At 69.1% G+C, this 25,545-nt stretch carries 35 protein-coding genes; 2 read left to right on the forward strand and 33 right to left on the reverse strand.

Annotated features, from left to right (window positions below; all coding sequences use genetic code 11):
- Positions 1-2 precede the first annotated feature (2 nt).
- The 3 genes from ptsP to ACVFI9_RS15700 form a co-directional block, all read right to left on the reverse strand.
- On the reverse strand, positions 3-1,685 hold the full coding sequence (ptsP, locus tag ACVFI9_RS15690; protein WP_474763128.1) for a phosphoenolpyruvate--protein phosphotransferase: 1,683 nt from the start codon (positions 1,683-1,685) through the stop codon (positions 3-5).
- A 42-nt stretch (positions 1,686-1,727) separates the two neighbouring features.
- Positions 1,728-1,994, reverse strand: a complete 267-nt coding sequence (locus tag ACVFI9_RS15695) for an HPr family phosphocarrier protein (RefSeq protein WP_474763129.1) — start codon at positions 1,992-1,994, stop codon at positions 1,728-1,730.
- 94 nt (positions 1,995-2,088) lie between these two features.
- Positions 2,089-2,403 carry a PTS sugar transporter subunit IIB gene (locus tag ACVFI9_RS15700; RefSeq protein ID WP_474763130.1) on the reverse strand — a complete coding sequence of 105 codons (315 nt, stop codon included), beginning with the start codon at positions 2,401-2,403 and terminating at the stop codon, positions 2,089-2,091.
- Between the two features lie 223 nt (positions 2,404-2,626).
- Between ACVFI9_RS15700 and ACVFI9_RS15705 the strand changes: the two genes are divergently transcribed.
- Complete coding sequence (locus ACVFI9_RS15705; protein ID WP_474763131.1) at positions 2,627-4,498, forward strand: BglG family transcription antiterminator; 1,872 nt, start codon at positions 2,627-2,629, stop codon at positions 4,496-4,498.
- A 33-nt stretch (positions 4,499-4,531) separates the two neighbouring features.
- Here the strand turns inward: ACVFI9_RS15705 and map are convergent, their stop codons facing one another.
- The 23 genes from map to rpsJ form a co-directional block, all read right to left on the reverse strand.
- Positions 4,532-5,362, reverse strand: a complete 831-nt coding sequence (gene map / locus ACVFI9_RS15710) for a type I methionyl aminopeptidase (RefSeq protein WP_474766289.1) — start codon at positions 5,360-5,362, stop codon at positions 4,532-4,534.
- A gap of 50 nt (positions 5,363-5,412) precedes the next feature.
- Positions 5,413-6,039: an adenylate kinase gene (locus tag ACVFI9_RS15715; RefSeq protein WP_474763132.1), complete on the reverse strand. Its 627-nt coding sequence runs from the start codon at positions 6,037-6,039 to the stop codon at positions 5,413-5,415.
- Positions 6,036-7,355, reverse strand: coding sequence for a preprotein translocase subunit SecY (gene secY, locus ACVFI9_RS15720; protein ID WP_474763133.1), 1,320 nt, complete (start codon positions 7,353-7,355; stop codon positions 6,036-6,038). The genes ACVFI9_RS15715 and secY overlap by 4 nt, the downstream gene beginning before the upstream one ends.
- A 136-nt stretch (positions 7,356-7,491) precedes the next feature.
- Complete coding sequence (gene rplO / locus ACVFI9_RS15725) at positions 7,492-8,157, reverse strand: 50S ribosomal protein L15 (RefSeq protein ID WP_474763134.1); 666 nt, start codon at positions 8,155-8,157, stop codon at positions 7,492-7,494.
- Positions 8,157-8,342: a 50S ribosomal protein L30 gene (gene rpmD, locus ACVFI9_RS15730; RefSeq protein ID WP_148733823.1), complete on the reverse strand. Its 186-nt coding sequence runs from the start codon at positions 8,340-8,342 to the stop codon at positions 8,157-8,159. Before rpmD ends, rplO begins: the two co-directional genes overlap by 1 nt.
- Positions 8,342-9,043, reverse strand: a complete 702-nt coding sequence (gene rpsE / locus ACVFI9_RS15735) for a 30S ribosomal protein S5 (RefSeq protein WP_474763135.1) — start codon at positions 9,041-9,043, stop codon at positions 8,342-8,344. Before rpsE ends, rpmD begins: the two co-directional genes overlap by 1 nt.
- Positions 9,040-9,399: a 50S ribosomal protein L18 gene (gene rplR, locus ACVFI9_RS15740; protein WP_474763136.1), complete on the reverse strand. Its 360-nt coding sequence runs from the start codon at positions 9,397-9,399 to the stop codon at positions 9,040-9,042. The genes rpsE and rplR overlap by 4 nt, the downstream gene beginning before the upstream one ends.
- A 2-nt stretch (positions 9,400-9,401) precedes the next feature.
- Positions 9,402-9,938 carry a 50S ribosomal protein L6 gene (gene rplF / locus ACVFI9_RS15745; RefSeq protein WP_474763137.1) on the reverse strand — a complete coding sequence of 179 codons (537 nt, stop codon included), beginning with the start codon at positions 9,936-9,938 and terminating at the stop codon, positions 9,402-9,404.
- Between the two features lie 4 nt (positions 9,939-9,942).
- Positions 9,943-10,341 carry a 30S ribosomal protein S8 gene (gene rpsH / locus ACVFI9_RS15750; protein WP_474763138.1) on the reverse strand — a complete coding sequence of 133 codons (399 nt, stop codon included), beginning with the start codon at positions 10,339-10,341 and terminating at the stop codon, positions 9,943-9,945.
- Positions 10,342-10,486: 145 nt separating this feature from the next.
- Positions 10,487-11,074 carry a 50S ribosomal protein L5 gene (rplE, locus tag ACVFI9_RS15755; protein ID WP_474763139.1) on the reverse strand — a complete coding sequence of 196 codons (588 nt, stop codon included), beginning with the start codon at positions 11,072-11,074 and terminating at the stop codon, positions 10,487-10,489.
- Entirely contained in the window at positions 11,074-11,433 is a 360-nt protein-coding gene (gene rplX / locus ACVFI9_RS15760) for a 50S ribosomal protein L24 (RefSeq protein WP_448005856.1), read from the reverse strand. The genes rplE and rplX overlap by 1 nt, the downstream gene beginning before the upstream one ends.
- Before the next feature lie 3 nt (positions 11,434-11,436).
- Positions 11,437-11,805, reverse strand: a complete 369-nt coding sequence (gene rplN / locus ACVFI9_RS15765; RefSeq protein WP_448005857.1) for a 50S ribosomal protein L14 — start codon at positions 11,803-11,805, stop codon at positions 11,437-11,439.
- 32 nt (positions 11,806-11,837) lie between these two features.
- Positions 11,838-12,137, reverse strand: a complete 300-nt coding sequence (rpsQ, locus tag ACVFI9_RS15770; RefSeq protein WP_360516526.1) for a 30S ribosomal protein S17 — start codon at positions 12,135-12,137, stop codon at positions 11,838-11,840.
- 2 nt (positions 12,138-12,139) lie between these two features.
- Complete coding sequence (gene rpmC, locus ACVFI9_RS15775; protein WP_474763140.1) at positions 12,140-12,463, reverse strand: 50S ribosomal protein L29; 324 nt, start codon at positions 12,461-12,463, stop codon at positions 12,140-12,142.
- Positions 12,463-12,882 (reverse strand): 50S ribosomal protein L16, encoded by a 420-nt coding sequence (gene rplP, locus ACVFI9_RS15780; protein WP_056010870.1) that lies wholly within the window; start codon positions 12,880-12,882, stop codon positions 12,463-12,465. Before rplP ends, rpmC begins: the two co-directional genes overlap by 1 nt.
- Positions 12,883-12,884: 2 nt before the next feature.
- Entirely contained in the window at positions 12,885-13,637 is a 753-nt protein-coding gene (gene rpsC / locus ACVFI9_RS15785) for a 30S ribosomal protein S3 (protein ID WP_130353515.1), read from the reverse strand.
- Positions 13,637-14,002 carry a 50S ribosomal protein L22 gene (rplV, locus tag ACVFI9_RS15790; protein ID WP_129520961.1) on the reverse strand — a complete coding sequence of 122 codons (366 nt, stop codon included), beginning with the start codon at positions 14,000-14,002 and terminating at the stop codon, positions 13,637-13,639. Before rplV ends, rpsC begins: the two co-directional genes overlap by 1 nt.
- A 26-nt stretch (positions 14,003-14,028) precedes the next feature.
- A complete protein-coding gene (gene rpsS / locus ACVFI9_RS15795) occupies positions 14,029-14,310 on the reverse strand; it encodes a 30S ribosomal protein S19 (RefSeq protein WP_136708473.1) in 282 nt (93 codons plus the stop codon).
- Between the two features lie 12 nt (positions 14,311-14,322).
- Positions 14,323-15,162, reverse strand: a complete 840-nt coding sequence (rplB, locus tag ACVFI9_RS15800; RefSeq protein WP_474763141.1) for a 50S ribosomal protein L2 — start codon at positions 15,160-15,162, stop codon at positions 14,323-14,325.
- Between the two features lie 19 nt (positions 15,163-15,181).
- On the reverse strand, positions 15,182-15,484 hold the full coding sequence (gene rplW / locus ACVFI9_RS15805; protein WP_474763142.1) for a 50S ribosomal protein L23: 303 nt from the start codon (positions 15,482-15,484) through the stop codon (positions 15,182-15,184).
- On the reverse strand, positions 15,481-16,143 hold the full coding sequence (gene rplD / locus ACVFI9_RS15810) for a 50S ribosomal protein L4 (RefSeq protein WP_474763143.1): 663 nt from the start codon (positions 16,141-16,143) through the stop codon (positions 15,481-15,483). Before rplD ends, rplW begins: the two co-directional genes overlap by 4 nt.
- Positions 16,144-16,146: 3 nt before the next feature.
- Positions 16,147-16,803 (reverse strand): 50S ribosomal protein L3, encoded by a 657-nt coding sequence (rplC, locus tag ACVFI9_RS15815; protein ID WP_474763144.1) that lies wholly within the window; start codon positions 16,801-16,803, stop codon positions 16,147-16,149.
- 8 nt (positions 16,804-16,811) lie between these two features.
- A complete protein-coding gene (gene rpsJ / locus ACVFI9_RS15820; RefSeq protein WP_017201594.1) occupies positions 16,812-17,120 on the reverse strand; it encodes a 30S ribosomal protein S10 in 309 nt (102 codons plus the stop codon).
- 512 nt (positions 17,121-17,632) lie between these two features.
- On the opposite strand from rpsJ, the gene ACVFI9_RS15825 reads away from it, so the two are divergent.
- Positions 17,633-18,124: an OsmC family protein gene (locus ACVFI9_RS15825; protein ID WP_474763145.1), complete on the forward strand. Its 492-nt coding sequence runs from the start codon at positions 17,633-17,635 to the stop codon at positions 18,122-18,124.
- Position 18,125: 1 nt separating this feature from the next.
- Here ACVFI9_RS15825 and ACVFI9_RS15830 read toward each other — a convergent pair whose 3' ends face one another.
- From ACVFI9_RS15830 to ACVFI9_RS15860, 7 genes are all read right to left on the reverse strand, one after another.
- Positions 18,126-19,367, reverse strand: a complete 1,242-nt coding sequence (locus ACVFI9_RS15830; RefSeq protein WP_474763146.1) for an acyltransferase family protein — start codon at positions 19,365-19,367, stop codon at positions 18,126-18,128.
- 249 nt (positions 19,368-19,616) lie between these two features.
- Entirely contained in the window at positions 19,617-20,810 is a 1,194-nt protein-coding gene (tuf, locus tag ACVFI9_RS15835) for an elongation factor Tu (RefSeq protein ID WP_474763147.1), read from the reverse strand.
- 112 nt (positions 20,811-20,922) lie between these two features.
- Positions 20,923-23,037, reverse strand: coding sequence for an elongation factor G (gene fusA, locus ACVFI9_RS15840; RefSeq protein WP_474763148.1), 2,115 nt, complete (start codon positions 23,035-23,037; stop codon positions 20,923-20,925).
- Between the two features lie 144 nt (positions 23,038-23,181).
- The gene (gene rpsG / locus ACVFI9_RS15845) at positions 23,182-23,652 is read right to left on the reverse strand and encodes a 30S ribosomal protein S7 (protein WP_056734916.1); all 471 of its coding nucleotides are present in this window, start codon (positions 23,650-23,652) and stop codon (positions 23,182-23,184) included.
- Entirely contained in the window at positions 23,652-24,026 is a 375-nt protein-coding gene (gene rpsL / locus ACVFI9_RS15850) for a 30S ribosomal protein S12 (protein ID WP_022889720.1), read from the reverse strand. The genes rpsG and rpsL overlap by 1 nt, the downstream gene beginning before the upstream one ends.
- 325 nt (positions 24,027-24,351) lie before the next feature.
- Positions 24,352-25,056: a spermidine/putrescine ABC transporter substrate-binding protein gene (locus tag ACVFI9_RS15855; RefSeq protein WP_474763149.1), complete on the reverse strand. Its 705-nt coding sequence runs from the start codon at positions 25,054-25,056 to the stop codon at positions 24,352-24,354.
- Positions 25,057-25,062: 6 nt separating this feature from the next.
- The gene (locus tag ACVFI9_RS15860; protein WP_474763150.1) at positions 25,063-25,536 is read right to left on the reverse strand and encodes a DUF6121 family protein; all 474 of its coding nucleotides are present in this window, start codon (positions 25,534-25,536) and stop codon (positions 25,063-25,065) included.
- Positions 25,537-25,545: the final 9 nt, after the last annotated feature.

Genomic DNA, 25,545 nt, shown 5'->3' on the forward strand with positions numbered 1-25,545 from the left:
GTTCACGTCGCGGTGGCCCGCGGCGCGGTGATCTCGGATGCGGCCGTCTGCACGGCCTGCCTGGCTTCGGCCGCTCCCTCAGCGGCCAGGGCTGCCCGGGCGAGCGCCTTCGCGTCGTCGGGGCTGTACCGCGCGAGGGAGGCGCGGACATCTGCGAGTGCCGATGGCGACATCGACAGGCTCGTGGCGCCGAGGCCCACGAGCACGACGGCGAGCAGCGGGTCGGCGGCGGCCTCGCCGCAGATGCCGACGGGCTTGCCGAGTTCGGCTCCGGCGGCGCCGACCTCGCCGATCAGGCGGAGCACGGCCGGATGCCACGGATCCTGGAGGTTCGCGACCGTGCCGAGCAGCCGGTCGGCCGCCATCGCGTACTGGGTGAGGTCGTTCGTGCCGATCGAGGCGAAGTCGCAGGCCGCGAGCACCCGGTCGGCGATGAGGGCGGCCGACGGCGTCTCCACCATGACGCCGGCCACGCGCACCCCGAGCTCCCTCGCGAGCGCCGCGAAGTAGCGCGTCTCCTCGACCGTCGCGATCATGGGCGCCATGACCCACAACTCGGCGTCGGTCGCGGCATCCGCTGCGGCGAGCGCCGTGAGCTGCTCGCGCAGGATGACCTCGGTGTGGCGCAGGGCCCGGATGCCTCGCAGCCCGAGCGCGGGGTTCTCCTCGCGTGCGACGTTGAGGAACGAGAGCGGCTTGTCGGCGCCCGCGTCGAGCACGCGCACGACGACCTTCCTGCCCTCGAACGCCCGGAGCAGTCTCGTGTAGTGCTCCTGCTGGTCGCGCACGCTCGGCGCGGTGTCGTGGCCGAGGAAGAGGAACTCGGTGCGGAAGAGGCCGACGCCCTCGGCGCCGAGCCGCAGCGCCTCGGCGGCTCCGTCGGCCGAGCCGAGGTTCACGAGCAGGGGCACCGGCGTGCCGTCGGCGAGTGCGCCCGGCGTGACGGGGGCCGCCTGGAGGGCGGCGCGCTCGGCGATCCGGGCGTTCGCCTCGGCCACCTGCTCGGCGGTCGGCGACGAGATGACGAGGCCGCCCGCGGCGTCGACGACGACCGTGTCGCCGTCGGCGAGGGCCGCGGCATCCGCCGCCCCGACGACCGCGACGATCGACTTCTCGCGGGCGAGGATGGCGGTGTGCGAGGTGGGGCCGCCGTCGACCGTGACGAGTCCGAGGACCCGATCGAGGTCGAGGGTGGCGGTGTCGGCGGGCGCGAGGTCGCGGGCGACGAGCACGAACGGGTGACCCGGGTTCGGCACGCCGGGAGCCGGGAGCTTGAGGAGGTGCGCGATCACGCGCTGGGAGATGTCGTCGAGGTCGGCGGCCCGCTCCCCCATGTACCCGCCCATGCCGGCGAGGAGGTCGCGGTAGGCGGCGAACGCCTCGAACACGGCGCGCTCGGCGGTCTTGCCCGTGGCGAGCAGCTTCGTGACCTCGTCGATGAGGCTCGGGTCCTCGGCCATCATGGCCTGCGCCTCGAGCACGTCCTTCGCGGCGCCGCCCGCCTTCGCTCCGCGATCGGCGAGTTCGGCGGCGACGACCGACAGCGACGCCCTGGCCCGCTCGCCCTCGCGCTCGGGGTCGAGGTGGCTCGGCCGGTCGACCGGCTCGGGAAGGCGTTCCGCCATGCGCACCACCGGCCCGACGGCGACCCCCTGGCCGATTCCGGTGCCCTTGATCTCCATCATTCGCCCTCCTGCTCCGGCTGCCCGGGCGACGGACGCCGCGAACTACTCGTCGTGGTCGGTGCTGAGGAGTTCGACCAGCTGATCGAGCACCACCTGCTCGTCGCCGCCGTCGACGACGATCGTGACCTCGTCGCCGTGGTCGATCCCCTGCGAGATGACGGCGAGGATGCTGGCCGCGTTGACGGCCTGCCCACCGGTCTTCTGCACGGTGACCTGTGATCCCGATGCGGCCACGGCCTGGGTGAAGAGCTTCGCCGGCCGCGCGTGCAGGCCGTGCGTGGATCCGATCCGAACTGTGCGTTCCACCATGATTCCGGTCTCCGTCGCTGGCTTCCGTTCCCTCGCTCACCATAGCCCGGGCCCGGGTCGGTGGCCACCGCGGCACGCTGGGCGTGCGGGGCGTTCATGATCCGGCCCCAGCGAACTCGAGGGCCAGGTCGAGGGCGTCCTCGCCGTCGGCCGCGACGGCCGCGGTCTCGGGGAGCATCACGATCGGCACGGATGCCGCGGCCGCACGTTCGCGCAGCACGCCGACGCGGTCGCCGAGGTGCGCACCCACGAGGAGCACGTCCGCGTCGGCGAGCGCGGACTCGAGCTGCGACTCGCTCGTCGCGGTCGCCCGCACGTCGAGACCCCGAGCCGCGGCGGCCCGGCGGAGCCGGTGGGCGACGAAGGTGCTCGAGGCGCCTGCGCCGCAGACCACGATGATGCGCACCACCTGAGCCTCCTCGCCCGGCCATCGCCCGGTCCCCGTCGATCGTTCGGCCGCGGCATCGAACCGCGTTCGAATCGATCATGCCCGCGCGGTCCGCCCGAGCTCCACCCGATTCCTTTCCTCCCCCCAGGAAAATGCGTTCGGGAACGGCCGACCTGCCCGCCGGCAGTGGTTGACTGGGCGCACCGCACGGCGTCGCGTGGCGCCGCGAGGTCCGGGAGCAGCAATGGCGCAGAAGTGGGAGCGACTCGTCGAGACGCTCGGCGCTGCCGGCACGTGGACGACCGCGTCGGAACTCGCGGAGCGGCTCGGGGTCACCACCCGCACCATCCGCAACTACGCCGCGCAGGCGAACGCCGGCGGCACCGTCGTGGAGTCCGGGCCGGCGGGCTACCGCCTCGATCGCGCGGCGTGGGCGGCCAGGGGCTCGTCGGCCCGCCGGGAGGCGACGCCTGCGGTGCGCGTCGGCCGGATCATCCACGCGCTCATCGACGCGACCGACGGCCTCGACGCCTTCGAGACGGCCGCGGCCAATCATGTGAGCGACTCCACCTTCGAGGCGGACCTCGCGCGCGTGCGCGTGCGCCTCGACGGTACGGGCCTCTCGCTCGCGCGCCTGGGCCCGCGAATCACGCTCGAGGGCCCCGAGTCGGCCCGTCGGCGACTTCTCGGCGCGCTCTTCCGTGAGCAGTCGACGCGGGGCCTGTTCGAGTCCGAGGCACTGCGCGAGGAGTTCCCTGCGATCCCGGCGTTCCGGGCGGCACTCGTCGAGGGTCTCGCCGAGGCCGGCTACGCGCCCAACGAGTACGCCCTCGACGACGTGCTGCTGCACACGGCCATCGCGCTCGACCGGGTGGCCCGTGACCATCCGCTGGAGGCACCGCATGCGGCCGGGCGCGAGCCGCTGGCGGAACTGCTCGAGCGCCTCATCGCCGACCACTTCGGCACCGCGATCGGACCGGCCGACCTCGGACACCTCGCGCGACTCCTCGAGACGCGTGCGGCGACCCGCACGCGCGAATCCGCCAGCCGGCAGGCGGATGAGCGGGCCGTCTCGTCGCGCGTGCCGCTCGTGCGCCGCGTGGTCGCGAGCGCCTCGTCGGCGTACCTCGTCGACCTCGACGACGACGACTTCATCGATCGCCTCGCCCTGCACGTCGACAACCTCGTCGCGAGGGCGAGCGAGTCGAGCTTCTCGCGCAACCCGCTCACCGCGACGATCAAGGCCGCCTATCCGCTCATCTACGAGCTCGCCGTCTACATCGCGAGCGAGCTCGCCCGCTCCGAGGGCATCGCGGTGAACGACGACGAGATCGCGTACATCGCGATGCACGTGGGCGCCCACCTCGATCGTCGCCGCGCCCACGCCGAGTACGTGCGCGTGGCCGTCTCGGCGCCCGCGTACCACGATGTGCACACCGCACTCGCCGAACGGGTGCGGGCCGCCGTCGACGACGACGTGGACGTCGTCATGGCGAACGCCGAGGTGGGTTCCGCGGACCTCGTCGTCTCGGTGATGGCGACCGGGGCGCCCGCGGGCCGGCTCGTCGTGGTCCCGCCGTTCCCGGCGGACGCGGACCTCGAGCGCGTGCGCACGGAGGTCGCGAACGTGCGTCGCGCACGGCGGCGCATGCGGCTGGCCGCATCCCTTGCGAGGTACATCGCGCCCGAGCTGTTCGTGCGCGGCATGCGCGGCCTCGACCGCGAGGGCGTCATCCGCCATCTCGGCGACCTCATGATCTCGTCGGGCGTCATCGACCAGGCCTACGTCGAGGGCGCACTGGAACGCGAGCGGCTCTCCTCGACGGCGTTCACCGAGCAGCTCGCCGTGCCCCACGCGATGACGATGTCGGCCGAGCGCACGGCCATCGCCATCGCGATCGATGACACCCCCGTCGACTGGGGCGGCGCGCACGTGCAGGTCGTGGCGCTCATCGCCTTCGCCGAGAGCGGGCGAGCCGAGTTCCAGGAGGTCTTCGACCAGTTCGTCGAGGCGTTCTCTGAGCGCGAGAACGTGCAGCGACTCGTGCAGGGCGCCGAGGACTATCCGGGGCTGCTCGCCGAGCTCGCCCGGCTCATGGAGCCGCACGGCGGCTGACTCGCGGATGCTGCGGGCCGGCCCCCTCGCGACCTACGGGATCGGCACGGGCTCCACGCCGAACGGCGCGAGCGCGGCGGCGCCGCCGTCGGGGGCCGTGATCACCCAGATGCCGCCGTCGTGCACCGCGACCGAGTGCTCCCAATGCGCGGCATCCGCACCGTCGACCGTGGTGACCGTCCACTCGTCGTCGCGCACGAAGGTGTCGACGGCGCCCGCGACGATCATGGGTTCGATCGCGACGACGAGCCCTGGCCGAACGGCCGCGCCCCGGCGGTCGACGCGGTAGTTGAAGACCGGCGGCTCCTCGTGCATCTCGCGTCCGATGCCATGGCCCACGTAGTCGGTGAGGATGCCGTACCGGTGACCTGAGTCCGCGCCGCCCTGAGCCTGCCGAAGGGTCGAGGGGTCGCCCTCGCCGAGCACGTAGTCCTCGAGGGCCGCGCCGACCTCGTTGAGGTGGCGGGCGCCCGCCAGGGCGGCGATGCCATGCCAGAGCGCCTGCTCGGTGACCCGGGAGAGCCGCTCCCGCGCGGTCACGACCTCGGGTCGCTCGGGGTCAGGGAGCACGACCGTGAACGCCGCGTCGCCGTTCCAGCCGCCGACGTCGGCGCCGCCGTCGACCGACACGATGTCGCCGGCTCGGAACGGCCGGTCGCCCGGGATGCCGTGCACGACGTCATCGTCGACCGAGACGCACAGGGTGTGCCGGTAGCCCGGCACGAGCTGGAAGTTCGGGCGGCCGCCGAGGTCGCGGATCACGCGTTCAGCGGCGGCGTCGAGCTCGAGCGGGGTGACGCCCGGCGCGATCAGGCGACGCGCCTCGGCGAGGGCCGCAGCGGTCGCGGCGCCCGCCGGCAGCATGGCGCGGAGCTCGGCGGGCGACTTGTACCGCGACCTGCGGAACACCCGCGTCAGGCCGCGGCGCCGTTGCCGCCGTGCCCCGCCGCGTGCAGGCCGCGCTTCGCCAGGGCGGCGAAGATGCGCTCGGTGACCTCGTCGAGGGTGCCGACGCCGTCGATCTCGTCGACGATGCCGCGTTCGCGGAACACGTCGAGGATGGGGGCGGTCTCGCGCTCGTAGATCGCGAGCCGGTTGGCGATCACCTCTTCGGTGTCGTCGGTGCGTCCCTGCTCCTCGGCGCGCTGCGTGATGCGAGCGATGCTCTCCTCACGCGGCACCACGAGCTCGATGACGGCGTCGAGGCCCTCGCCGCGGGGTTCGAGGAAGGCGTCGAGGTCGCCGACCTGCTTGCGGTTGCGGGGGTACCCGTCGAGGAGGAATCCGTGCGCCGCGTCGGGCTGCCGGAGCCGGTCGCGCACCAGCTCGCTCGTGAGCTCGTCGGGCACGAGGTCGCCGGCCTCGATGACGGCCTGCACCTGCTTGCCGAGCTCCGTGCCGCCCGACACGTTCTCGCGGAAGATGTCGCCAGTGGCCACCTGCGGCACGCCGAAGGCCTCCGCGACCCGCACGCCCTGCGTCCCCTTGCCGGAGCCCTGCGGGCCGACGATGAGGAGACGTGCTGAGGCGGATGCGGTCATCGGAGGAGCCCTTCGTAGTGTCGCTGCTGGAGCTGCGCGTCGATCTGCTTCACCGTCTCGAGGCCGACGCCGACGATGATGAGGATCGACGCGCCGCCGAACGGGAAGTTCGCGTTCGCGCCCACGAGGCCGAGCGCGATCAGCGGGATCAGTGCCACGAGGCCCAGGTAGAGCGAGCCCGGCAGCGTCACGCGGGTGAGCACGTAGTCGAGGTACTCGGCCGTGGGACGTCCCGCGCGGATGCCGGGGATGAAGCCGCCGTACTTCTTCATGTTCTCGGCGACCTCGTCGGGGTTGAACGTGATCGCCACGTAGAAGTACGTGAAGCCGACGATGAGGAGGAAGTACACGAGCATGTAGAGCGGGTGGTCGCCCTGCGTGAGGTAGTTCGTGATCCACACGACCCAGGGCTGCGGCTCCTCGCCCGCCTGCGGCTGGTTGAACTGCGCGATGAGCGCGGGCAGGTAGAGCAGCGACGACGCGAAGATCACGGGGATGACGCCCGCCATGTTGACCTTGATCGGGATGTACGTGTTGTTGCCGCCGTAGGTGCGGCGACCCACCATCCGCTTGGCGTACTGCACCGGGATGCGCCGCTGGGACTGCTCGACGAACACGACCGCGACGACGATGAGGAGGCCGACGGCGAGCACCAGCGCGAAGACGTCCCAGCCGCGGGCCAGGCCGATGGCCCAGAGCGAGCCGGGGAACGTCGCGGCGATCGACGTGAAGATGAGCAGCGACATGCCGTTGCCGATGCCGCGCTCGGTGATGAGCTCGCCGAGCCACATGATGAGGCCGGTGCCGGCGGTCATGGTGACGACCATGAGCAGGATCGCGTACCAGGCGTCGTTCGTGATCAGCTGCGCGCACGCGGGATCGCTCGACGGGAACAGCGCACCCGACCGGGCCACCGTGATGAGCGTCGTCGACTGCAGCACGCCCAGCGCGATCGTGAGGTAGCGCGTGTACTGCGTGAGCTGGCTCTGGCCGGCCTGGCCCTCCTTGTAGAGCGCCTCGAAGTGCGGGATGACGACGCGCAGCAGCTGCACGATGATCGACGCCGTGATGTAGGGCATGATGCCGAGCGCGAAGATCGAGAGCTGGAGGAGCGCGCCGCCCGAGAAGAGGTTGACGAGTTCGTAGAGCCCGGATGCCCCCTGGCTCGCCGCGAGGCAGGCCTGCACGTTCCCGAAGTCCACGAACGGCGCCGGGATGAACGACCCGAGCCGGAACAGGGCCACGATGCCCAGCGTGAACCCGATCTTGCGGCGAAGATCCGGCGTGCGGAAGATCCGCCCGATGGCGTTGAACACTCGTCCTCCTGTTACTCCGTGTGGGAGCGTGTTGGGCTGCTGCCGTCTGGGTCCAGATGCGGCTCGAGCCTGTCGAGACCCCCGTGAATCATACGCGAGGTCCCGACAGGCTCGGGCTTTCCGATGAGGTTCGGCCTTACTTGACCGAGCCGCCGGCGGCGACGATCTTCTGCTCGGCGGAGCCGGAGACCTTGTCGACCGCGACGTTGAGCTTCACCTGGATGTCGCCGTTGCCGAGCACCTTGACGCGCTCGTTCTTGCGGACGGCACCCTTGTCGACGAGGTCGGCGACGGTGACGTCGCCGCCCTTCGGGTAGAGCTCGGCGAGCTTCTCCAGGTTGACCACCTGGTACTCGACGCGGAACGGGTTCTTGAAGCCGCGCAGCTTCGGCGCACGCATGTGGTACGGAAGCTGGCCGCCCTCGAAGCCGGGGCGGATGTTGTTGCGGGCCTTCGAACCCTTGGTGCCGCGGCCGGCGGTCTTGCCCTTCGAACCCTCACCGCGTCCGACGCGGGTCTTGTCCTTCTTGGCACCGGGCGCCGGGCGCAGGTGGTGCACCTTCAGCACGGGCTCGCGCACGACGTCGGCATCCTTCTTCGCAGGAGCCTTCTTCGCGGGCGCCTTCTTCGCGGGAGCCTTCTCGGCCTTCGCGTCGTCGGCCTTCGCGGCGGCGGCCTTGGCCGGCGCCTTCTTCGCGGGAGCCTTCTCGGCGGCCTTCTTCGCCGGAGCCTTCTCGGCGGCCTTCTTCGCCGGAGCCTTCTTGGGCTCAGCCGCCTCGGCGGCCTTCTCGTTCTCTGCCATTAGTCGATCTCCTCAACCTTCACGAGGTGGGCGACGGTCTTGACGTACCCGCGGTTCTGCGGGGTGTCGTCGCGAACGACCGAGTCGCCGATGCGCTTCAGTCCGAGGCTGCGCAGCGTGTCGCGCTGGTTCTGCTTCTCGCTCACCTTGGACTTGATCTGGGTCACCTTGAGCTGCTTGGCCATCAGGCACCTGCCTTCGCTGCCGCGGCGGCCTCGGCCGCCTGGGCCTCGGCACGCACCAGGCGGGCCGGGGCGACCTCGTCGTAGTCGAGGCCACGACGCGCGGCGACCGCGCGGGGCTCCTCGAGCTCCTTGAGGGCCTGGACCGTGGCGTGCACGATGTTGATGGTGTTCGACGAACCGAGCGACTTGCTGAGGACGTCGTGGATGCCGGCGCACTCGAGCACGGCACGCACCGGACCGCCGGCGATGACGCCGGTACCGGCGGAGGCCGGGCGGAGCAGGACGACGCCTGCGGCCGCCTCGCCCTGGACGGGGTGCGGGATGGTCATGCCGACGCGCGGGACGCGGAAGAAGTTCTTCTTCGCCTCCTCGACGCCCTTCGAGATCGCCGTCGGGACCTCGCGTGCCTTGCCGTAGCCGACGCCGACGAGACCGTTGCCGTCACCCACGACGACGAGCGCCGTGAAGCTGAAGCGACGGCCGCCCTTGACGACCTTGGACACGCGGTTGATGGTCACGACGCGCTCGAGGAACTGGCTCTTCTCGGCGTCACGTCCACCGCGGTCGCGGCTCGGGCCACGGTCGCGGCTGCCACGACGGGCCTCGCGCGGCTCGTTCTGGGGAGCCTCGCTCGCAGCGGCGGTCTCCACGGGTGCCTCTGCCACTGCAGCCACCTCGTTCTCCTTCTTGTTGTCGGTCACAGGCTCAGCCCCGCCTCTCGCGCACCATCGGCGATGGCGGCGACTCGACCGGCGTACTTGTTGCCTCCGCGGTCGAACACCACGGACTCGATGCCGGCCTGCTTCGCGCGCTCGGCGACGAGCTCGCCGACCTTCTTGGCCTTGGCGGTCTTGTCACCGTCGAAGGCGCGGAGGTCGGCCTCCATGGTCGACGCGGAGGCCACGGTGCGGCCCTTGCTGTCGTCGACGACCTGCACGAACACGTGCCGGGCCGAGCGCGTCACGACGAGACGCGGGCGCTGCTCGGTGCCGACGATCTTCTTGCGAAGGCGGGTGTGACGGCGCGTGCGCGCGGCCGACTTGGTCTTCACAGCCATGATTACTTACCTGACTTTCCGGCCTTGCGACGAACGACCTCGCCGGCGTAGCGGATGCCCTTGCCCTTGTACGGCTCGGGCTTCTTGATCTTGCGGATGTTGGCGGCGGTCTCGCCGACGGCCTGCTTGTCGATGCCGGCGACCGTGAGCTTGTTGTTGCCCTCGACCGTCAACGTGATGCCGGCCGGGGGCTCGACGGTCACGGGGTGCGAGAAGCCGAGCGCGAACTCGACCGACGAGCCCTTCTGGGCGACGCGGTAACCGGTGCCGACGATCTCGAGGCCCTTGGTGTACCCCTGCGTGACGCCGATGATCTGGTTCGCGATGAGCGTGCGGGTGAGGCCGTGCAGCGAGCGCGACTCGCGCTCGTCGTCGGGCCGCGTGACGAGGACCTGGTTGTCCTCGATCTTCACCTCGATGGGGGACGCGACGGTGAGCGCCAGCTCGCCCTTCGGGCCCTTGACGGTGACGGCCGCGCCGTCGACCGTGACGTCGACACCGGCGGGGATGTCGATGGGAAGTCGTCCGATTCGTGACATGGAACTACCACACGTAGGCGAGGACTTCCCCACCCACACCCTTCTTCTCGGCCTGGCGGTCGGTGAGCAGACCGCTGGAGGTGGACAGGATCGCGACGCCGAGGCCGCCGAGCACCTTGGGCAGCTCGGTGGACTTCGCGTACACGCGCAGGCCGGGCTTCGACACCCGCTTGATGCCGGCGATCGAGCGCTCGCGGTTCGGGCCGAACTTGAGCTGCAGCGTGAGCGTCTTGCCCACGCGCGCGTCGGTGACCTCGAAGCCGGCGATGTAGCCCTCGCTCTTGAGGATCTCGGCGATGTGGGCCTTGAGCTTCGAGTGCGGCATCGACACGGTGTCGTGGTGCGCCGAGTTCGCGTTGCGCAGGCGGGTCAGCATGTCAGCGACCGGGTCGGTCATCGTCATGACGAATGGTTCCTTACGTTTCACCAGGTTTCAGCACCCGTTACACGAGTGATGACCTGTGGTGGCTGGCCCGAGCGGATGCCCGGACCGGGTCGGATGCCGCGCCCTTCGAGCGTCTCAGGGACCCGGACGCGGCATCCGGGGTTCAGCTGGCGGAGGCGTTCGACCGGAACGGGAAGCCGAGCTGCTTGAGCAGCGCGCGGCCCTCGTCGTCGTTCTTGGCGGTGGTCACCACGGTGATGTCCATGCCGCGGACGCGGTCGATCTTGTCCTGGTCGATCTCATGGAACACGGACTGCTCCACGAGGCCGAAGGTGTAGTTGCCGTTGCCGTCGAACTGCTGGTCCGACAGGCCGCGGAAGTCGCGGATGCGGGGCAGTGCGAGCGAGAGCAGGCGGTCGAGGAACTCCCACATGCGGTCGCCGCGCAGCGTGACGTGCGCGCCGATCGGCTGCCCCTCGCGCAGCTTGAACTGCGCGATGGACTTGCGGGCCTTGGTGACCTGCGGCTTCTGCCCGGTGATCTTGGTCAGGTCGGCGATCGCACCGTCGATGATCTTGCCATCGCGGGCAGCCTCGCCGACGCCCATGTTCACGACGATCTTCACGAGGCCCGGGACCTGGTGCACGTTGGTGTAGCCGTGCTCCTCGGCGAGGGCCTTCGAGATCTCGGTCCGGTACTTGGTCTTCAGTCGCGGCTGGATTTTGCCAGCCTGCGTAGCCGTATCGGTCATTACAGGTCCTTACCTGACTTCTTGGCGTAGCGGACGCGGACGGTCTTCTCGACGCCGTCCTTCGTCACGGTCTCGGTGCGGAAGCCGACGCGGGTCGGCTTCTTCGTCTCGGGGTCGACGAGTGCGACGTTCGACACGTGGATCGGCGCCTCGTGCGTCTCGATGCCACCCGTCTTCGAGCCGCGCTGCGTCTGGCCGACGCGGACGTGCTTCGTGACGAAGTTGACGCCCTCGACGACGACGCGGTTCTCGGCGACGAGGACCTCGATGACCTTGCCCTGCTTGCCGCGGTCTCCACCGCGAGCCTGGCTGCGGCCCGAGATCACCTGGACGAGGTCGCCCTTCTTGATGTTGGCCATGGTTTACAGCACCTCCGGTGCCAGCGAGATGATCTTCATGAACTTGCGGTCGCGGAGCTCGCGGCCGACCGGTCCGAAGATGCGGGTGCCGCGGGGGTCGCCATCGTTCTTGAGGATGACCGCCGCGTTCTCGTCGAACTTGATGTACGAGCCGTCGGGACGACGCGTCTCCTTGACGGTGCGGACGATGACGGCCTTGACGACGTCGCCCTTCTTGACGTTGCCGCCGGGGATCGCGTCCTTGACGGTCGCGACGATGGTGTCACCGAGGCCGGCGTACCGGCGCTTGGAACCCCCCAGGACGCGGATCGTGAGCAGCTCCTTGGCGCCGGTGTTGTCGGCGACCTTGAGTCGTGATTCCTGCTGAAGCACTTCGAACTCCTTCTCTCAAGCAAGCGCGAGGCTTACTTGGCCTTCTCGACGATCTCGACGAGGCGCCAGCGCTTGGTGGCGCTGAGGGGGCGGGTCTCGCTGATGACGACGAGGTCGCCGATGCCCGCGGTGTTCTGCTCGTCGTGGGCCTTCACCTTCGAGGTGCGGCGCATGACCTTGCCGTACAGCGGGTGCTTCACGCGGTCCTCGACCTCGACGACGATGGTCTTCTGCATCTTGTCGCTCACGACGTAGCCGCGACGCACCTTGCGGTACGGGCGGTGCGAGGCCGTCTCGGCGACCTCGGCCGCGGCCTTCTCGGTCTCAGCCATGATCAGGCCTCCTTGGTCTCTGCCTCGGCTGCGGCATCCGCCTCGGCCTTGGCCTTCTTGGTCTTCTTCTTCTCGGGCGCGGCCTTGGCCTCGACCGGTGCGGGCGTGGCCCGGATGCCGAGCTCGCGCTCACGGATCACCGTGTAGATGCGCGCGATGTCACGCTTGACGGCGCGGAGGCGGCCGTGGCTCTCGAGCTGCCCGGTGGCGGCCTGGAAGCGCAGGTTGAACAGCTCCTCCTTGGCCTTCTTCAGCTCGTCGACGAGTCGCTCGTCTTCAAAGGTGTCGAGCTCGTTGGGAGCGAGCTCCTTCGTTCCGACGGCCATTACGCGTCGCCCTCCTCGCGCTTGATGATGCGTGCCTTGAGGGGCAGCTTGTGGATGGCACGGGTCATGGCCTCGCGAGCGAGTTCCTCGGAGACGCCCGAGACCTCGAAGAGGACGCGACCCGGCTTGACGTTGGCGACCCACCACTCGGGCGAGCCCTTACCGGAACCCATGCGGGTCTCAGCCGGCTTCTTGGTGAGCGGACGGTCGGGGTAGATGTTGATCCACACCTTGCCGCCACGCTTGATGTGACGGGTCATCGCGATACGAGCGGACTCGATCTGGCGGTTCGTCACGTAGGCGGGGGTCAGCGCCTGGATGCCGAACTCGCCGAAGGTGACCTTCGTGCCGCCGGTGGCGTGGCCCGAACGGCCCGGGTGGTGCTGCTTGCGGTACTTGACTCGACGGGGAATCAACATGGTTATGCCTCAACTCCTGCTGCCACCGGCTCCTGCGCCTTGGGCGCACGGCGGGGACGGTCATTGCGGTCGCCGCGGGAGGGCTTCTGCGAAGCCTGCTCGCGGGCGAGCTCCTTGTTGGTGATGTCGCCCTTGTAGATCCAGACCTTCACGCCGATGCGGCCGAAGGTGGTCTTCGCCTCGTAGAAGCCGTAGTCGATGTTCGCGCGGAGCGTGTGCAGCGGCACACGGCCTTCGCGGTAGAACTCCGAGCGGCTCATCTCGGCGCCGCCGAGGCGGCCGGAGACCTGGATGCGGACGCCCTTGGCGCCGGCGCGCTGGGCGCCCTGCAGGCCCTTGCGCATCGCGCGGCGGAACGCCACGCGAGCGGAGAGCTGCTCGGCGATGCCCTGGGCGACGAGCTGGGCGTCGGCCTCGGGGTTCTTCACCTCGAGGATGTTGAGCTGGATCTGCTTGCCGGTGAGCTTCTCGAGGTCGGCGCGGATGCGCTCGGCCTCGGCGCCGCGGCGGCCGATCACGATGCCGGGACGCGCCGTGTGGATGTCCACGCGGACGCGGTCGCGGGTGCGCTCGATCTCGATGCGCGAGACACCCGCGCGATCGAGCGACGTCTGGAGCAGGCGACGGATCTTGACATCCTCGGCGAGGTAGTCGGCGTAGCGCTGTCCGGGCTTCGTCGAGTCGGAGAACCACCGCGACACGTGGTCGGTGGTGATGCCGAGACGGAAGCCGTACGGGTTGACCTTCTGACCCATTACTTCGTACCCTCCTCGGGCGTGGCGAGCACGACGGTGATGTGGCTCGTGCGCTTGTTGATGCGGAAGGCACGACCCTGCGCGCGCGGCTGGAATCGCTTGAGGGTGGTGCCCTCGTCGACGAATGCGCGGCTGATGTAGAGGTCCTGCTCGTCCAGGTAGGTGTTCGAGGCATCGGCCTTGACGCGAGCGTTCGCGATGGCCGAGGCGACGAGCTTGTACACCGGCTCGCTCGCACCCTGGGGCGCGAACTTCAGGATGGCGAGGGCCTCCTGTGCCTGCTTGCCGCGGATCAGGTTGACGACGCGACGAGCCTTCTGGGGGGTGACGCGGATGTGTCGCACACGTGCGATCGACTCCACCATTTCTTCTCCTCCTTCACGTCACCGCGTCAGCGGCGACGGCCCTTCTTGTCGTCCTTCACGTGTCCACGGAAGGTGCGGGTGGGCGCGAACTCGCCGAGCTTGTGACCCACCATGGTCTCGGTGACGAACACCGGGATGTGCTTGCGACCGTCGTGCACGGCGATCGTGTGACCCAGCATCGCGGGGACGATCATCGATCGACGCGACCAGGTCTTGATGACGTTCTTGGAACCGGCTTCGTTCTGCGTGACGACCTTGCGAAGCAGGTGGTCATCGACGAAGGGGCCCTTCTTGAGACTGCGCGGCATCTTCTACAACTCCTACTTGCGCTTCTTGCCGACGGTACGACGGCGAACGATGAGCTTGTCGCTTTCCTTGTTGGGGCGACGGGTACGGCCTTCGGGCTGACCCCACGGGCTGACCGGGTGGCGACCACCGGAGGTCTTGCCCTCACCACCACCGTGCGGGTGGTCGATCGGGTTCATCGCGACGCCGCGGACGGTCGGGCGGACGCCCTTCCAGCGCTTGCGGCCGGCCTTGCCCCAGTTGATGTTCGACTGCTCGGCGTTGCCGACCTCGCCGACGGTGGCGCGGCAGCGCGCGTCGACGTTGCGGATCTCGCCCGAGGGGAGGCGGAGCTGGGCGTAGGGGCCGTCCTTCGCCACGAGGCGGACGGACGCACCGGCCGAGCGGGCCAGCTTCGCGCCGCCGCCGGGGCGGAGCTCGATGGCGTGCACCACGGTACCGGTGGGGATGTTGCGCAGCGGCAGGTTGTTGCCGGGCTTGATGTCGGCGCCGGGGCCCGACTCGATCGGGTCGCCCTGCTGCAGCTTGTTCGGCGCCAGGATGTAGCGCTTGGTGCCGTCCACGAAGTGGAGCAGCGCGATGCGAGCCGTGCGGTTGGGGTCGTACTCGATGTGCGCGACCTTGGCGGGCACGCCGTCCTTGTCGTTGCGACGGAAGTCGATGACGCGGTACTGGCGCTTGTGGCCACCACCGATGTGACGCGTCGTGATGCGGCCCTGGTTGTTGCGGCCACCCGACTTCGAGAGCGGGCGGAGCAGCGACTTCTCGGGCGTCGAGCGCGTGATCTCAGCGAAGTCGGCGACCGACGAACCGCGACGACCGGGGGTCGTGGGCTTGTACTTGCGAATAGCCATAGTGAGTTACCTCTGCTCCCTAGCCGACAGCCGTGAAGATGTCGATCGAGCCGGACTTGAGGGTGACGATCGCGCGCTTCGTGTCCTTGCGCTTGCCGATCCCGAAACGCGTGCGACGGGTCTTGCCCTGGCGGTTCAGGGTGTTGATCGACGCCACCTGGACGTTGAAGATCTTCTCGATCGCGAGCTTGATCTCGGTCTTGTTCGAGCGGGGGTCCACGATGAACGTGTACTTGCCCTCGTCGATCAGGCCGTAGCTCTTCTCCGAGACGACGGGCGCGATGATGATGTCGCGCGGGTCCTTGTTGTGGACGGCGCTCATGCGGAGACCTCTTCCTTCTTCGCCGTCTTCGCGGCGATGAACGCCTCGAGCGCGGCCGTGCTGAAGACGATGTCGTCGGAGACGAGCACGTCGTAGGCGTTCAGCTGGTCGACCGGCAGCACGTGCACGGTCGGGATGTTGCGCACTGCACGCTCCGAGAGCTCCTCGTCGCGGGTGAGCACGACGAGCTGGTGCTTCGACGGCGAGATGCCGGCGAGGAGCGCGACGGCGTCCTTCGTCTTGGCGACGTCGCCGCTCGCGAACGAGCTGACCGCGTGGATGCGGCCGCCGCGGGCGCGGTCGGAGAGCGCGCCGAGCAGGGCTGCGGCGATCATCTTCTTGGGGGTGCGCTGCGAGTAGTCACGCGGCTGCGGGCCGTGCACGACGCCGCCGCCGGTCATCTGCGGCGCGCGGATCGAGCCCTGGCGGGCGCGGCCCGTGCCCTTCTGCTTGAAGGGCTTGCGGCCGGCGCCGGAGACCTCGCCGCGGGTCTTGGTCTTGTGGGTGCCCTGGCGCGCGGCGGCGAGCTGGGCGACGACGACCTGGTGGATCAGCGGCACGTTGGTCTGCACGTCGAAGAGCTCGGCGGGGAGCTCGATCGTGCCCGACTTCTTGCCGGTGACGTCGAGGGTGTCGATGGTGTTGGTCGCGGTAGCCATGGACTACGCCCCCTTCACTGCGTTGCGGACGAAAACGAGACGGCCGCGCGCACCGGGAACCGCGCCCTTGACGAGCAGGAGGCCCTTCTCGGCGTCGACGGCGTGCACGCGGAGGTTGAGCACGGTCACGCGCTCGCCACCCATGCGACCGGCCATGCGCATGCCCTTGAAGACACGGCTGGGCGTCGACGACGCACCGATCGAACCGGGCTTGCGGTGGTTGCGGTGAGCACCGTGCGAAGCGGAGACGCCCTTGAAGTTGTGGCGCTTCATGACACCGGCGAAGCCCTTGCCCTTCGAGGTGCCGACGACGTCGACCAGCTGGCCGGCCTCGAAGGTGCCGTCGACGGTGAGCTCCTGGCCGAGCGTGTAGTCGGCCGCGTCGGCCGTGCGCACCTCGGCGAGGTGTCGACGCGGGGTCACGCCGGCGGCCTTGAAGTGGCCGGACGCGGGCTGGTTGACCTTGCGCGGGTCGATCGCGCCCGCGGCGATCTGGATGGCCGTGTAGCCGTCCTTCTCGGGGGTGCGCAGCTGGGTCACGACGTTCGGCGCGATCTCGATGACGGTGACGGGGACGAGCTTGTTGTTCTCATCCCACACCTGGGTCATGCCGAGCTTGGTGCCGAGCAGACCCTTCACGTTCTTGGTAGCGGTGGACATGGGTTACCTCAGAGCTTGATCTCGATGTTGACGTCGGCGGGGAGGTCGAGGCGCATGAGCGAGTCGACGGCCTTGGGCGTCGGGTCCACGATGTCGATCAGGCGCTTGTGGGTGCGCATCTCGAAGTGCTCGCGGCTGTCCTTGTACTTGTGGGGCGAGCGGATGACGCACACCACGTTCTTCTCGGTCGGAAGCGGCACGGGGCCGACGACCGTGGCGCCCGCGCGGGTCACCGTGTCGACGATCTTGCGCGCCGAGGTGTCGATGACCTCGTGGTCATACGACTTCAGTCGAATGCGGATCTTCTGTCCCGCCATCTCGAACTCTCTCTCTGTCAAGGCGTCTTACCCCTTCCGAGGGCATCGGACGCCTGGGTGTAGGAATCACACCGTGCTACTCCGTGTGAAGCACCACTGTTCTTCTGTCAAAGGCCGTGATCGAGCCTGTCGAAGCCACCCCGCTGACGCGGTGGCCTCGGCACGCTCGACCCGAGAGCCTCACCGACCCCCGCGCTCGGGCGTGTCGCCCTCGCGAAACGGGCATGGTAGACCCATGCTCGAAGTGGTGGTCGGTTGTGCGTTCTGCTGCCTGCGGCCTAGCCTGACCCGTGGGGCTCCCCGACCATGCAGGTGAGGGCTTCCGGTGGCTATGCACTGCCTGGCAGTGATTCGAACGGCACGCAGCAGGGCACGCCGTTCGAAATGTTGAACTCAACGAGTTTGCCACAGACGAGGGTTCCATGCAACCCGGGCGTGTCGCGCCCGCCCCGGCTCTCGGCAACGTCACAGCAGCGGACTCGCCGGGGCATCCGTCGTGATGGAATCGAGGCGTGACGACCACAGGAGAAGCCATGCCCGACGAGCCGCAGCCCCAGTTCGCGCACCGTGTCAGCGAACGCATCGGTCCGGGCAGCGTCTCGGTCGTGCGCACCGACGCACGCACCTACGAGGGCCTGAACGAGCGTGGCACCACGGTGCGCATCGGGCCGGCCGACGTCGACGGATGCTTCACGCCGGGCGAGCTGCTGAAGCTCGCGCTCATCGGCTGCGCCGGCATGAGCGCCGACCGCGTGGCGGCCCGCCGCCTCGGCGACGACTTCGAGATGACCATCTGGGCGCACGGCCGGTCGGATCGCGACGAGAACCGCTATCGCCGCGTCGACGAGGAGATCCTGGTCGACCTCTCGGCCCTCGAGGCCGACGAACGGGCGACCCTCATCGACCTCATGGACAAGGCGATCCGCCGGGGATGCACCGTGGCCCGCAGCGTTGAGGGCGCCATCGAGCTCGACACACGTATCGACGGCGTCGAGGTGGTGTGACTCACCTCCCGCGGTCGTGCCGGCAGAGGTCGCGGCGAGGCTCCTCCGTGGCGTATCCGGCCACGCCCGAGGTCAGCAGCACGAGCGCCGCGACCGACGCGGCCGAGGTGACGACGATCCGCCGCATCCGGATGCCCCGGCCCACCGTCTCGGAGATCGTGACCTGCGCCCGACGACGGAACGGATCCTCGATCCATCGCTTCGAGGCATCCGCCACGGCGATGGAGAGCAGGAGCAGCAGCACCATCACCCACGCCGGGCTGGGCCGTCCCGTGAGGTAGGGCGTGAACATGATGATCGGCCAGTGCCACAGGTACAGCGAGTAGGAGATGTCGCCGAACCACTGCACGGGTCGCCAGCCGGCGATGGGTGCCGGCGACAGCGCCGCCCGGGGCGTCCCGGCCCAGATGACCGCCGCCGTGCCGAGCACCGGCAGGAGCGCGATCGTGCCGGGGAACCGGTCGGCGTCGGTGAAGGCGAGCCCTGCGTACGCGATGGCGGCGAGGCCCGCCCAGCTCGCGAGGGCCCTGGTGCGACGGAGCCGCTCGCCCTCGATGCGCGGCAGGAGCGCGAGAAGGCCGCCGACGCCGAACTCCCAGCCGCGCGCGAGGGTCGAGAAGTACGCCAGGTTGTGGTCCTCCAGCGTGAGCAGCGACCCGTGCACGAAGGACGCCACCGTCGTCACGACCAGCACGGCCGCGACGAGCTGCGTGCGGTTCCGGCCCGATCGCGCTGCGATCCACAGCGCCCCGATGATCAGGAGCGGCCAGACCAGGTAGAACTGCTCCTCGACCGAGAGCGACCAGAAGTGCTGGACCGGTGTGGACTCGAGGTCGGCGAGGGCCGGGACCTGCGAGTCACGGGCGAGATGCCAGTTCTCGACGTAGAGCGCGCTCGAGAGGATCTGCTGCAGGAACGGGCGCCACTCCGCCCTCGGCACGAAGAGGAGGGTCGCCACGGCGCTGACGGTGAGCACCACCATGGCGGCCGGCAGGATGCGGCGGATGCGACGGACGTAGAAGTCCTTGAGGCGCACCCGACCGTGGCGCTCCGCGTCGCGGAGGAGCAGCCCCGTGATCAGGAAGCCCGAGACGACGAAGAAGACATCGACGCCGACGAAACCCGACGGGAGGGCCGCCGGCCAGAAGTGGTACAGGAGCACGCAGCCGATGGCGACGGCACGCAGGGCCTGGATCTCCGGACGCACGGAGGACCGCTGCGCGGCCGCGGAAGCTGAGGACATCTCCTCGAGCGTAGGCAAGACCCCGGATCGAGGGGAGGACTTGACAGGGAATTGCAAGGGGCCGACGCGGGCCGACGCGGCCTCCGGCTCCGGTTCCGCGCCACGTGCGCGGCCTCTGCGCCGGCCGAAGTGGCGCGGTCCGCGTGCAGCTGGCGCGGCGGGCGCGGGCCCGGAACGACGAAGGGGCCGGGCCCGAAGGCCCGACCCCTTGTCGATATCCGAACCGGACGGATCCGGTGCGGACGGGTGCTACTTGATGATCTTCGTGACCGTGCCGGCGCCCACGGTGCGGCCACCCTCGCGGATGGCGAAGCCGAGGCCCTCCTCCATGGCGATCGGCTGGATGAGCTCGACCGTCATGTCGGTGGTGTCGCCGGGCATGACCATCTCGGTGCCGTCGGGCAGCGTGATGACGCCGGTGACGTCGGTGGTGCGGAAGTAGAACTGCGGGCGGTAGTTCGCGTAGAACGGGTTGTGACGCCCGCCCTCCTCCTTGGAGAGGATGTACGCGGTGCCCTCGAAGTTCGTGTGCGGCGTGACCGAGCCGGGGGCCACGACGACCTGGCCGCGCTCGACGTCCTCGCGCTTGGTGCCGCGGAGCAGGAGACCGCAGTTCTCGCCGGCCCAGGCCTCGTCGAGCTGCTTGTGGAACATCTCGATGCCCGTGACCGTGGTCTTCTGCGTCGGGCGGATGCCGACGATCTCGACCTCGGAGTTGATCTTCAGCGTGCCGCGCTCGGCGCGACCCGTGACGACCGTGCCACGACCGGTGATGGTGAAGACGTCCTCGATCGGCATGAGGAACGGCTTGTCCTTGTCACGCACGGGGTCGGGGATCGACTCGTCGACGGCGTCCATCAGGTCGAGGACCGACTGGACCCACTTCTCGTCGCCCTCGAGCGCCTTGAGGCCCGAGACACGCACGACCGGCGCGTTGTCGCCGTCGAAGCCCTGGCTCGAGAGGAGCTCGCGGACCTCGAGCTCGACGAGCTCCAGGATCTCCTCGTCGTCGACCATGTCGGCCTTGTTCAGCGCGACGAGCAGGTAGGGCACGCCGACCTGCTTGGCGAGCAGCACGTGCTCACGCGTCTGGGCCATCGGGCCGTCGGTCGCCGCGACCACGAGGATCGCGCCGTCCATCTGCGCGGCACCCGTGATCATGTTCTTGATGTAGTCGGCGTGACCGGGGGCGTCGACGTGCGCGTAGTGGCGCTTCGGCGTCTCGTACTCGACGTGCGAGATGTTGATCGTGATGCCGCGCTGGCGCTCCTCGGGAGCCGAGTCGATCGATGCGAAGTCGCGCTGCACGTTGGTGGCCGACGGGTACTTGTCTGCCAGGACCTTGGAGATCGCCGCGGTGAGCGTCGTCTTGCCGTGGTCGACGTGACCGATCGTACCGATGTTGACGTGCGGCTTGGTCCGCTCGAACTTGGCCTTAGCCACTGTGGGTCCTCCTCAGGACTCGTGTAGGAACCCCGGGCGCTGGATTGCGACCGGTGTGCTACGGGGTTGTGTTGATATGTTACGCGAACCGGTTGGCTCGTGCGTCGGAGGGCTACTCGCCCTTGTTCTTCTGGACGATCTCGTCGGCGACCGCCTTCGGGACCTCCGCGTAGCTCTCGAACTCCATCGAGTACACCGCACGGCCCGAGGTCTTCGACCGCAGGTCGCCGATGTAGCCGAACATCTCCGAGAGCGGGACGTGCGCACGCACGACCTTCACGCCGGCGGCGTCCTCCATCGACTGGATCTGACCGCGACGCGAGTTCAGGTCGCCGATGACGTCACCCATGTATTCCTCAGGGGTGCGCACCTCGACGGACATGAGCGGCTCGAGCAGAACCGGGTTCGCCTTCCGAGCGGCCTCCTTGAAGCCCATCGAGCCGGCGATCTTGAACGCCATCTCCGAGGAGTCGACGTCGTGGGCTGCGCCATCGAGCAGGATGCCCTTGACGCCGACCATCGGGTAGCCGGCCAGGATGCCGTACTGCATGGCGTCCTGGAATCCGGCGTCGACCGAGGGGATGTACTCGCGCGGAACGCGGCCACCCGTGACCTTGTTCTCGAACTCGTACGTCTTGTCGGCCGTGATCTCGAGGGGCTCGAGCGCGAACTGGATCTTCGCGAACTGGCCCGAGCCACCCGTCTGCTTCTTGTGGGTGTAGTCGTGCTTCTCGACCGCGCGCTTGATCGTCTCGCGGTAGGCGACCTGCGGCTTGCCGACGTTCGCCTCGACCTTGAACTCCCGCTTCATGCGGTCGACGAGGATGTCGAGGTGCAGCTCGCCCATGCCCTTGATGACGGTCTGGCCGGTCTCCTGGTTGAGCTCGGTGCGGAACGTCGGGTCTTCCTCGGCGAGCTTCTGGATCGCGGTGCCGAGCTTCTCCTGGTCGGCCTTCGTCTTCGGCTCGATCGCGACCTCGATGACCGGGGCCGGGAACGTCATGGACTCGAGCACGACCTGGTTGTCGGGGTCGCACAGCGTGTCGCCCGTGGTCGTGTCCTTCAGGCCGATGACGGCGTAGATGTTGCCCGCGGTGACCGAGTCGACCGGGTTCTCCTTGTTGGCGTGCATCTGGAAGATCTTCCCGATGCGCTCCTTCTTGCCCTTGGTCGAGTTGATGACCTGGCCGCCCGAGTCGAGGTGGCCCGAGTACACGCGGATGTAGGTGAGGCGACCGAAGAACGGGTGCACCGCGACCTTGAACGCGAGCGCGGCGAACGGGTCGTTGGCGTCGGGGTGACGCTCGATGATCTCGTCCTCGTTGCGGGGGTTGCGCCCCTCGACCGCCGGCACGTCGAGCGGCGACGGCAGGAAGTCGATGACCGCGTCGAGCATGGGCTGCACGCCGCGGTTCTTGAACGCCGAACCGCAGAGGACCGGGTAGATCTCGGAGTTGACGGTGAGCTTGCGGATCGCGCCCTTGATCTCGGCGACCGTGAGCTCCTCGCCCCCGAAGTACTTCTCGAGCAGCGCGTCGTCGGTCTCGGCGACGGTCTCGAGCAGCGTGTGGCGGTACTCCTCGGCCTTCTCCTTGAGGTCGGCGGGGATCTCCTGCACCTCGTACTTGGCACCCATCGTCACGTCGCCCTTGGCGTCGCCGGGCCACACGAGGGCCCGCATCTCGATGAGGTCGACGACGCCGACGAAATCGCTCTCCGAACCGATCGGCAGCTGCAGCACGAGCGGCTTCGCGCCGAGGCGCTTGATGATCGTGTCGACCGTGAAGTAGAAGTCCGCACCGAGCTTGTCCATCTTGTTGACGAAGCAGATGCGCGGCACGTTGTACTTGTCGGCCTGGCGCCACACGGTCTCGGACTGGGGCTCCACGCCCTCCTTGCCGTCGAAGACGGCGACCGCGCCGTCGAGCACGCGGAGCGAGCGCTCGACCTCGACCGTGAAGTCGACGTGGCCGGGGGTGTCGATGATGTTGATCTGGTTCTTGTTCCAGAAGCAGGTCACAGCGGCAGACGTGATCGTGATGCCGCGCTCCTTCTCCTGCTCCATCCAGTCGGTCGTCGAGGCGCCGTCGTGCGTCTCGCCGATCTTGTGGTTCACGCCCGTGTAGAACAGGATGCGCTCGGTGGTGGTGGTCTTGCCGGCATCGATGTGCGCCATGATGCCGATGTTGCGGACCTTGCTCAGGTCGGTGAGCACGTCTTGTGCCACGGGGGTTCCTCCGGGGAAGTCAGGAGCGAAAGGGGAAGTGAGCGGATGCCGCCCTTCGACGGGCTCAGGGACCGCCTTCGACGGGCTCAGAGACCGCCTGCGACGGGCTCAGAGACCGCCCGGTCGGCGGCATCCGCTCATCGACTACCAGCGGTAGTGGGCGAAGGCGCGGTTCGACTCGGCCATCTTGTGCGTGTCCTCGCGGCGCTTGACCGCGGCACCGAGGCCGTTCGACGCGTCGAGGATCTCGTTGGTGAGACGCTCGGTCATCGTCTTCTCGCGGCGGGCCTTGGCGTAGCTGGTGAGCCAGCGCAGCGCCAGGGTGTTCGCACGGTGCGGCTTGACCTCGACGGGGACCTGGTAGGTCGAACCGCCGACGCGGCGCGAACGCACCTCGAGGGTGGGGCGCACGTTGTCGAGCGCCTTCTTGAGGGTGGCGACGGCGTCCTGGCCGGACTTCGTGGCGACGTTCTCGAGCGCCTCGTAGACGATGCGCTGCGCGAGGTCCTTCTTGCCGTCGATCAGGATCTTGTTGACGAGCTGGCTGACGACGGGCGAACCGTAGACCGGGTCGGCGACGACGGGGCGCTTCGGAGCGGGTCCCTTGCGAGGCATTACTTCTTCTCCATCTTCGCGCCGTAGCGGCTACGGGCCTGCTTGCGGTTCTTCACGGCCTGCGTGTCGAGCGCGCCGCGGATGATCTTGTAGCGCACGCCGGGGAGGTCCTTCACACGACCGCCGCGGACGAGCACCATCGAGTGCTCCTGGAGGTTGTGGCCCTCACCGGGGATGTAGGCCGTGACCTCGGTGCCGTTGGAGAGCTTCACGCGGGCGACCTTGCGGAGTGCCGAGTTGGGCTTCTTCGGGGTGGTGGTGTACACACGCGTGCACACGCCGCGCTGCTGGGGGTTGGCCTTCAGGGCGGGAGCCTTGGTCTTGGTGACCTTGGGCGAGCGACCCTTGCGGACCAACTGCTGAATGGTTGGCACTGCTTCTCCTTGTTGGTGCTGCACGGTGACAGCGTTGATGGATTTCACATCACGACCCACCGGCACTGCAGAACTGCAGCGCCTGTTGCGTGGTGGGTATGCCGTGGGGGCGACCGATGAGGTGCCCTGCGAATGTGCGTCTGCTGCGAGCCCGAGGCGTGACCTGCCGGGGCTCATCTGGGATGATTCCTGCAGGCACGATTCAAGCGCGCGTCAACGCGCACACCCGGTCAATAGTAATGCGGCGTAACCTCTCGGTCAAATGGCGACGGATGCCCCGAGCCGGCGTTCTCCCAAGGCGGAACGCCGCACCGGACCACCGGGCCTACCCGGGCCACCCCGGCGAGTCGAGCTCGCGGTCGAGGTCGGCGAGGAGCTCCTCGACCTGCGGCTCCACGTAGGCGACCACGGCCCCGCCGATGCGCTCACGGTGCCGGGCGAGCTCGACGCAGATGCGCCGGCCGAGCTGCTTGGCGAACTCGTCCGCGAGGCGCACCTCCTCGCGGAGCGCCTCCTTCTCCTCGAAGGTGAACGGGCGCGGCGCCGGCTCGTTCGCCTCGGCCGCGGCATCCGCCTCCAGTCCGGTGAGCGTGAAGAGGAACGGCTGGTCGGGCGCCGGCTCGGGGTCGAGGTCGAGGCCGAGGAACTCGGGATCGAGCCCCTCCCCGGCGCGGTACGGGCGGCGCGACTTGCGCTCCTCCGCGAGGCGGATCTCGGTGTGCAGCATGGGCAGGTTGCGCTCGGTGTAGTCGTCGACGGCGGCGTCGATGATGCCCTTCATGCGCATCGAGAAGGCATGCTGCACCGGATGCGGCACGTCGACGTCGAGTCCGGCCGCGGCGAGGATCGGTGAGCCGAAGCAGCGGGTGCAGAGCCGCACGCGGGCGCGATGCGTGCCCGGCCGCCACCTCGGCAGCCAGCCCAGCCATCGGTCGACCTCGTGGCTGACCCGCGCCTCGATCGATCCCTCCACGCGTTCACGATACTGCGCGGGGCGCCGGCCGTCGCCGACCACGCTGCCGGCTGGCACGCCGGGTCACTCCTCGTCGCGCTCCCACGGCCAGCGCGGGCGTTCGATGCCGCCCGACTGCGCGCCGGCGACGAGGAGCGCGAGCCACGCGACGATCGCGCCCAGCAGCGGGATGAGCAGGCCGAACCAGCCGAGGCCGAACCCGAGGCCGAAGCCGAGGCTGGCGAGCACGGTGCCGGTCGCGATGGCGTAGCCGATGATCGCCACGACCACTGCGGCGCACCACGTGAAGGCGGCCGCGAGCAGGGTGGGGGCGAGCACGCGCTGCGGCGTCCGCAACGCGCGACCGAGATGCAGCAGCAGCGCGAGCGCGGAGGCCCCGATGATCGCCGGCCCGACGAGCCGGCCGGCGTCGGCGCTCGAGATCACCTCGGTGTCGGTGAGCAGGCTGACGAAGCCGTAGGCGGCGACGATCAGCGCCAGGTAGAGTGCCGCGGCGAACCCGGCGACCACCCAGGCTCTGCGCGCGTTCTCCTCCATGCTCCGAGC

The sequence above is a fragment of the Agromyces sp. NSFZ genome (assembly GCF_056156205.1).

Coding starts and splice junctions, on each gene's coding strand:
- ptsP (WP_474763128.1), bottom strand. CDS start 1,685: ATGATGGAGATCAAGGGCACCGGAATCGGCCAGGGGGTCGCCGTCGGG.
- ACVFI9_RS15860 (WP_474763150.1), bottom strand. CDS start 25,536: ATGGAGGAGAACGCGCGCAGAGCCTGGGTGGTCGCCGGGTTCGCCGCG.
- rplX (WP_448005856.1), bottom strand. CDS start 11,433: ATGGCCAACATCAAGAAGGGCGACCTCGTCCAGGTGATCTCGGGCCGC.
- rplE (WP_474763139.1), bottom strand. CDS start 11,074: ATGACCGATACGGCTACGCAGGCTGGCAAAATCCAGCCGCGACTGAAG.
- rplR (WP_474763136.1), bottom strand. CDS start 9,399: ATGGCTGTGAAGACCAAGTCGGCCGCGCGCACGCGCCGTCACACCCGC.
- rplW (WP_474763142.1), bottom strand. CDS start 15,484: ATGAGCGCCGTCCACAACAAGGACCCGCGCGACATCATCATCGCGCCC.
- rplD (WP_474763143.1), bottom strand. CDS start 16,143: ATGGCTACCGCGACCAACACCATCGACACCCTCGACGTCACCGGCAAG.
- rplB (WP_474763141.1), bottom strand. CDS start 15,162: ATGGCTATTCGCAAGTACAAGCCCACGACCCCCGGTCGTCGCGGTTCG.
- rpsJ (WP_017201594.1), bottom strand. CDS start 17,120: ATGGCGGGACAGAAGATCCGCATTCGACTGAAGTCGTATGACCACGAG.
- ACVFI9_RS15705 (WP_474763131.1), top strand. CDS start 2,627: ATGGCGCAGAAGTGGGAGCGACTCGTCGAGACGCTCGGCGCTGCCGGC.
- map (WP_474766289.1), bottom strand. CDS start 5,362: ATGCTGCCGGCGGGCGCCGCGACCGCTGCGGCCCTCGCCGAGGCGCGT.
- rplO (WP_474763134.1), bottom strand. CDS start 8,157: ATGGCAGAGAACGAGAAGGCCGCCGAGGCGGCTGAGCCCAAGAAGGCT.
- rplP (WP_056010870.1), bottom strand. CDS start 12,882: ATGTTGATTCCCCGTCGAGTCAAGTACCGCAAGCAGCACCACCCGGGC.
- rplV (WP_129520961.1), bottom strand. CDS start 14,002: ATGGTGGAGTCGATCGCACGTGTGCGACACATCCGCGTCACCCCCCAG.
- rpsC (WP_130353515.1), bottom strand. CDS start 13,637: ATGGGTCAGAAGGTCAACCCGTACGGCTTCCGTCTCGGCATCACCACC.
- ACVFI9_RS15715 (WP_474763132.1), bottom strand. CDS start 6,039: ATGACCGCATCCGCCTCAGCACGTCTCCTCATCGTCGGCCCGCAGGGC.
- rpmC (WP_474763140.1), bottom strand. CDS start 12,463: ATGGCCGTCGGAACGAAGGAGCTCGCTCCCAACGAGCTCGACACCTTT.
- rplC (WP_474763144.1), bottom strand. CDS start 16,803: ATGTCCACCGCTACCAAGAACGTGAAGGGTCTGCTCGGCACCAAGCTC.
- ACVFI9_RS15695 (WP_474763129.1), bottom strand. CDS start 1,994: ATGGTGGAACGCACAGTTCGGATCGGATCCACGCACGGCCTGCACGCG.
- rpsG (WP_056734916.1), bottom strand. CDS start 23,652: ATGCCTCGCAAGGGACCCGCTCCGAAGCGCCCCGTCGTCGCCGACCCG.
- rpsS (WP_136708473.1), bottom strand. CDS start 14,310: ATGCCGCGCAGTCTCAAGAAGGGCCCCTTCGTCGATGACCACCTGCTT.
- ACVFI9_RS15830 (WP_474763146.1), bottom strand. CDS start 19,367: ATGTCCTCAGCTTCCGCGGCCGCGCAGCGGTCCTCCGTGCGTCCGGAG.
- rpsH (WP_474763138.1), bottom strand. CDS start 10,341: ATGACGATGACCGACCCGGTCGCTGACATGCTGACCCGCCTGCGCAAC.
- rplF (WP_474763137.1), bottom strand. CDS start 9,938: ATGTCACGAATCGGACGACTTCCCATCGACATCCCCGCCGGTGTCGAC.
- rpmD (WP_148733823.1), bottom strand. CDS start 8,342: ATGGCCAAGCAGCTCAAGGTGACCCAGATCAAGTCCAAGGTGAGCGAG.
- rpsQ (WP_360516526.1), bottom strand. CDS start 12,137: ATGGCTGAGACCGAGAAGGCCGCGGCCGAGGTCGCCGAGACGGCCTCG.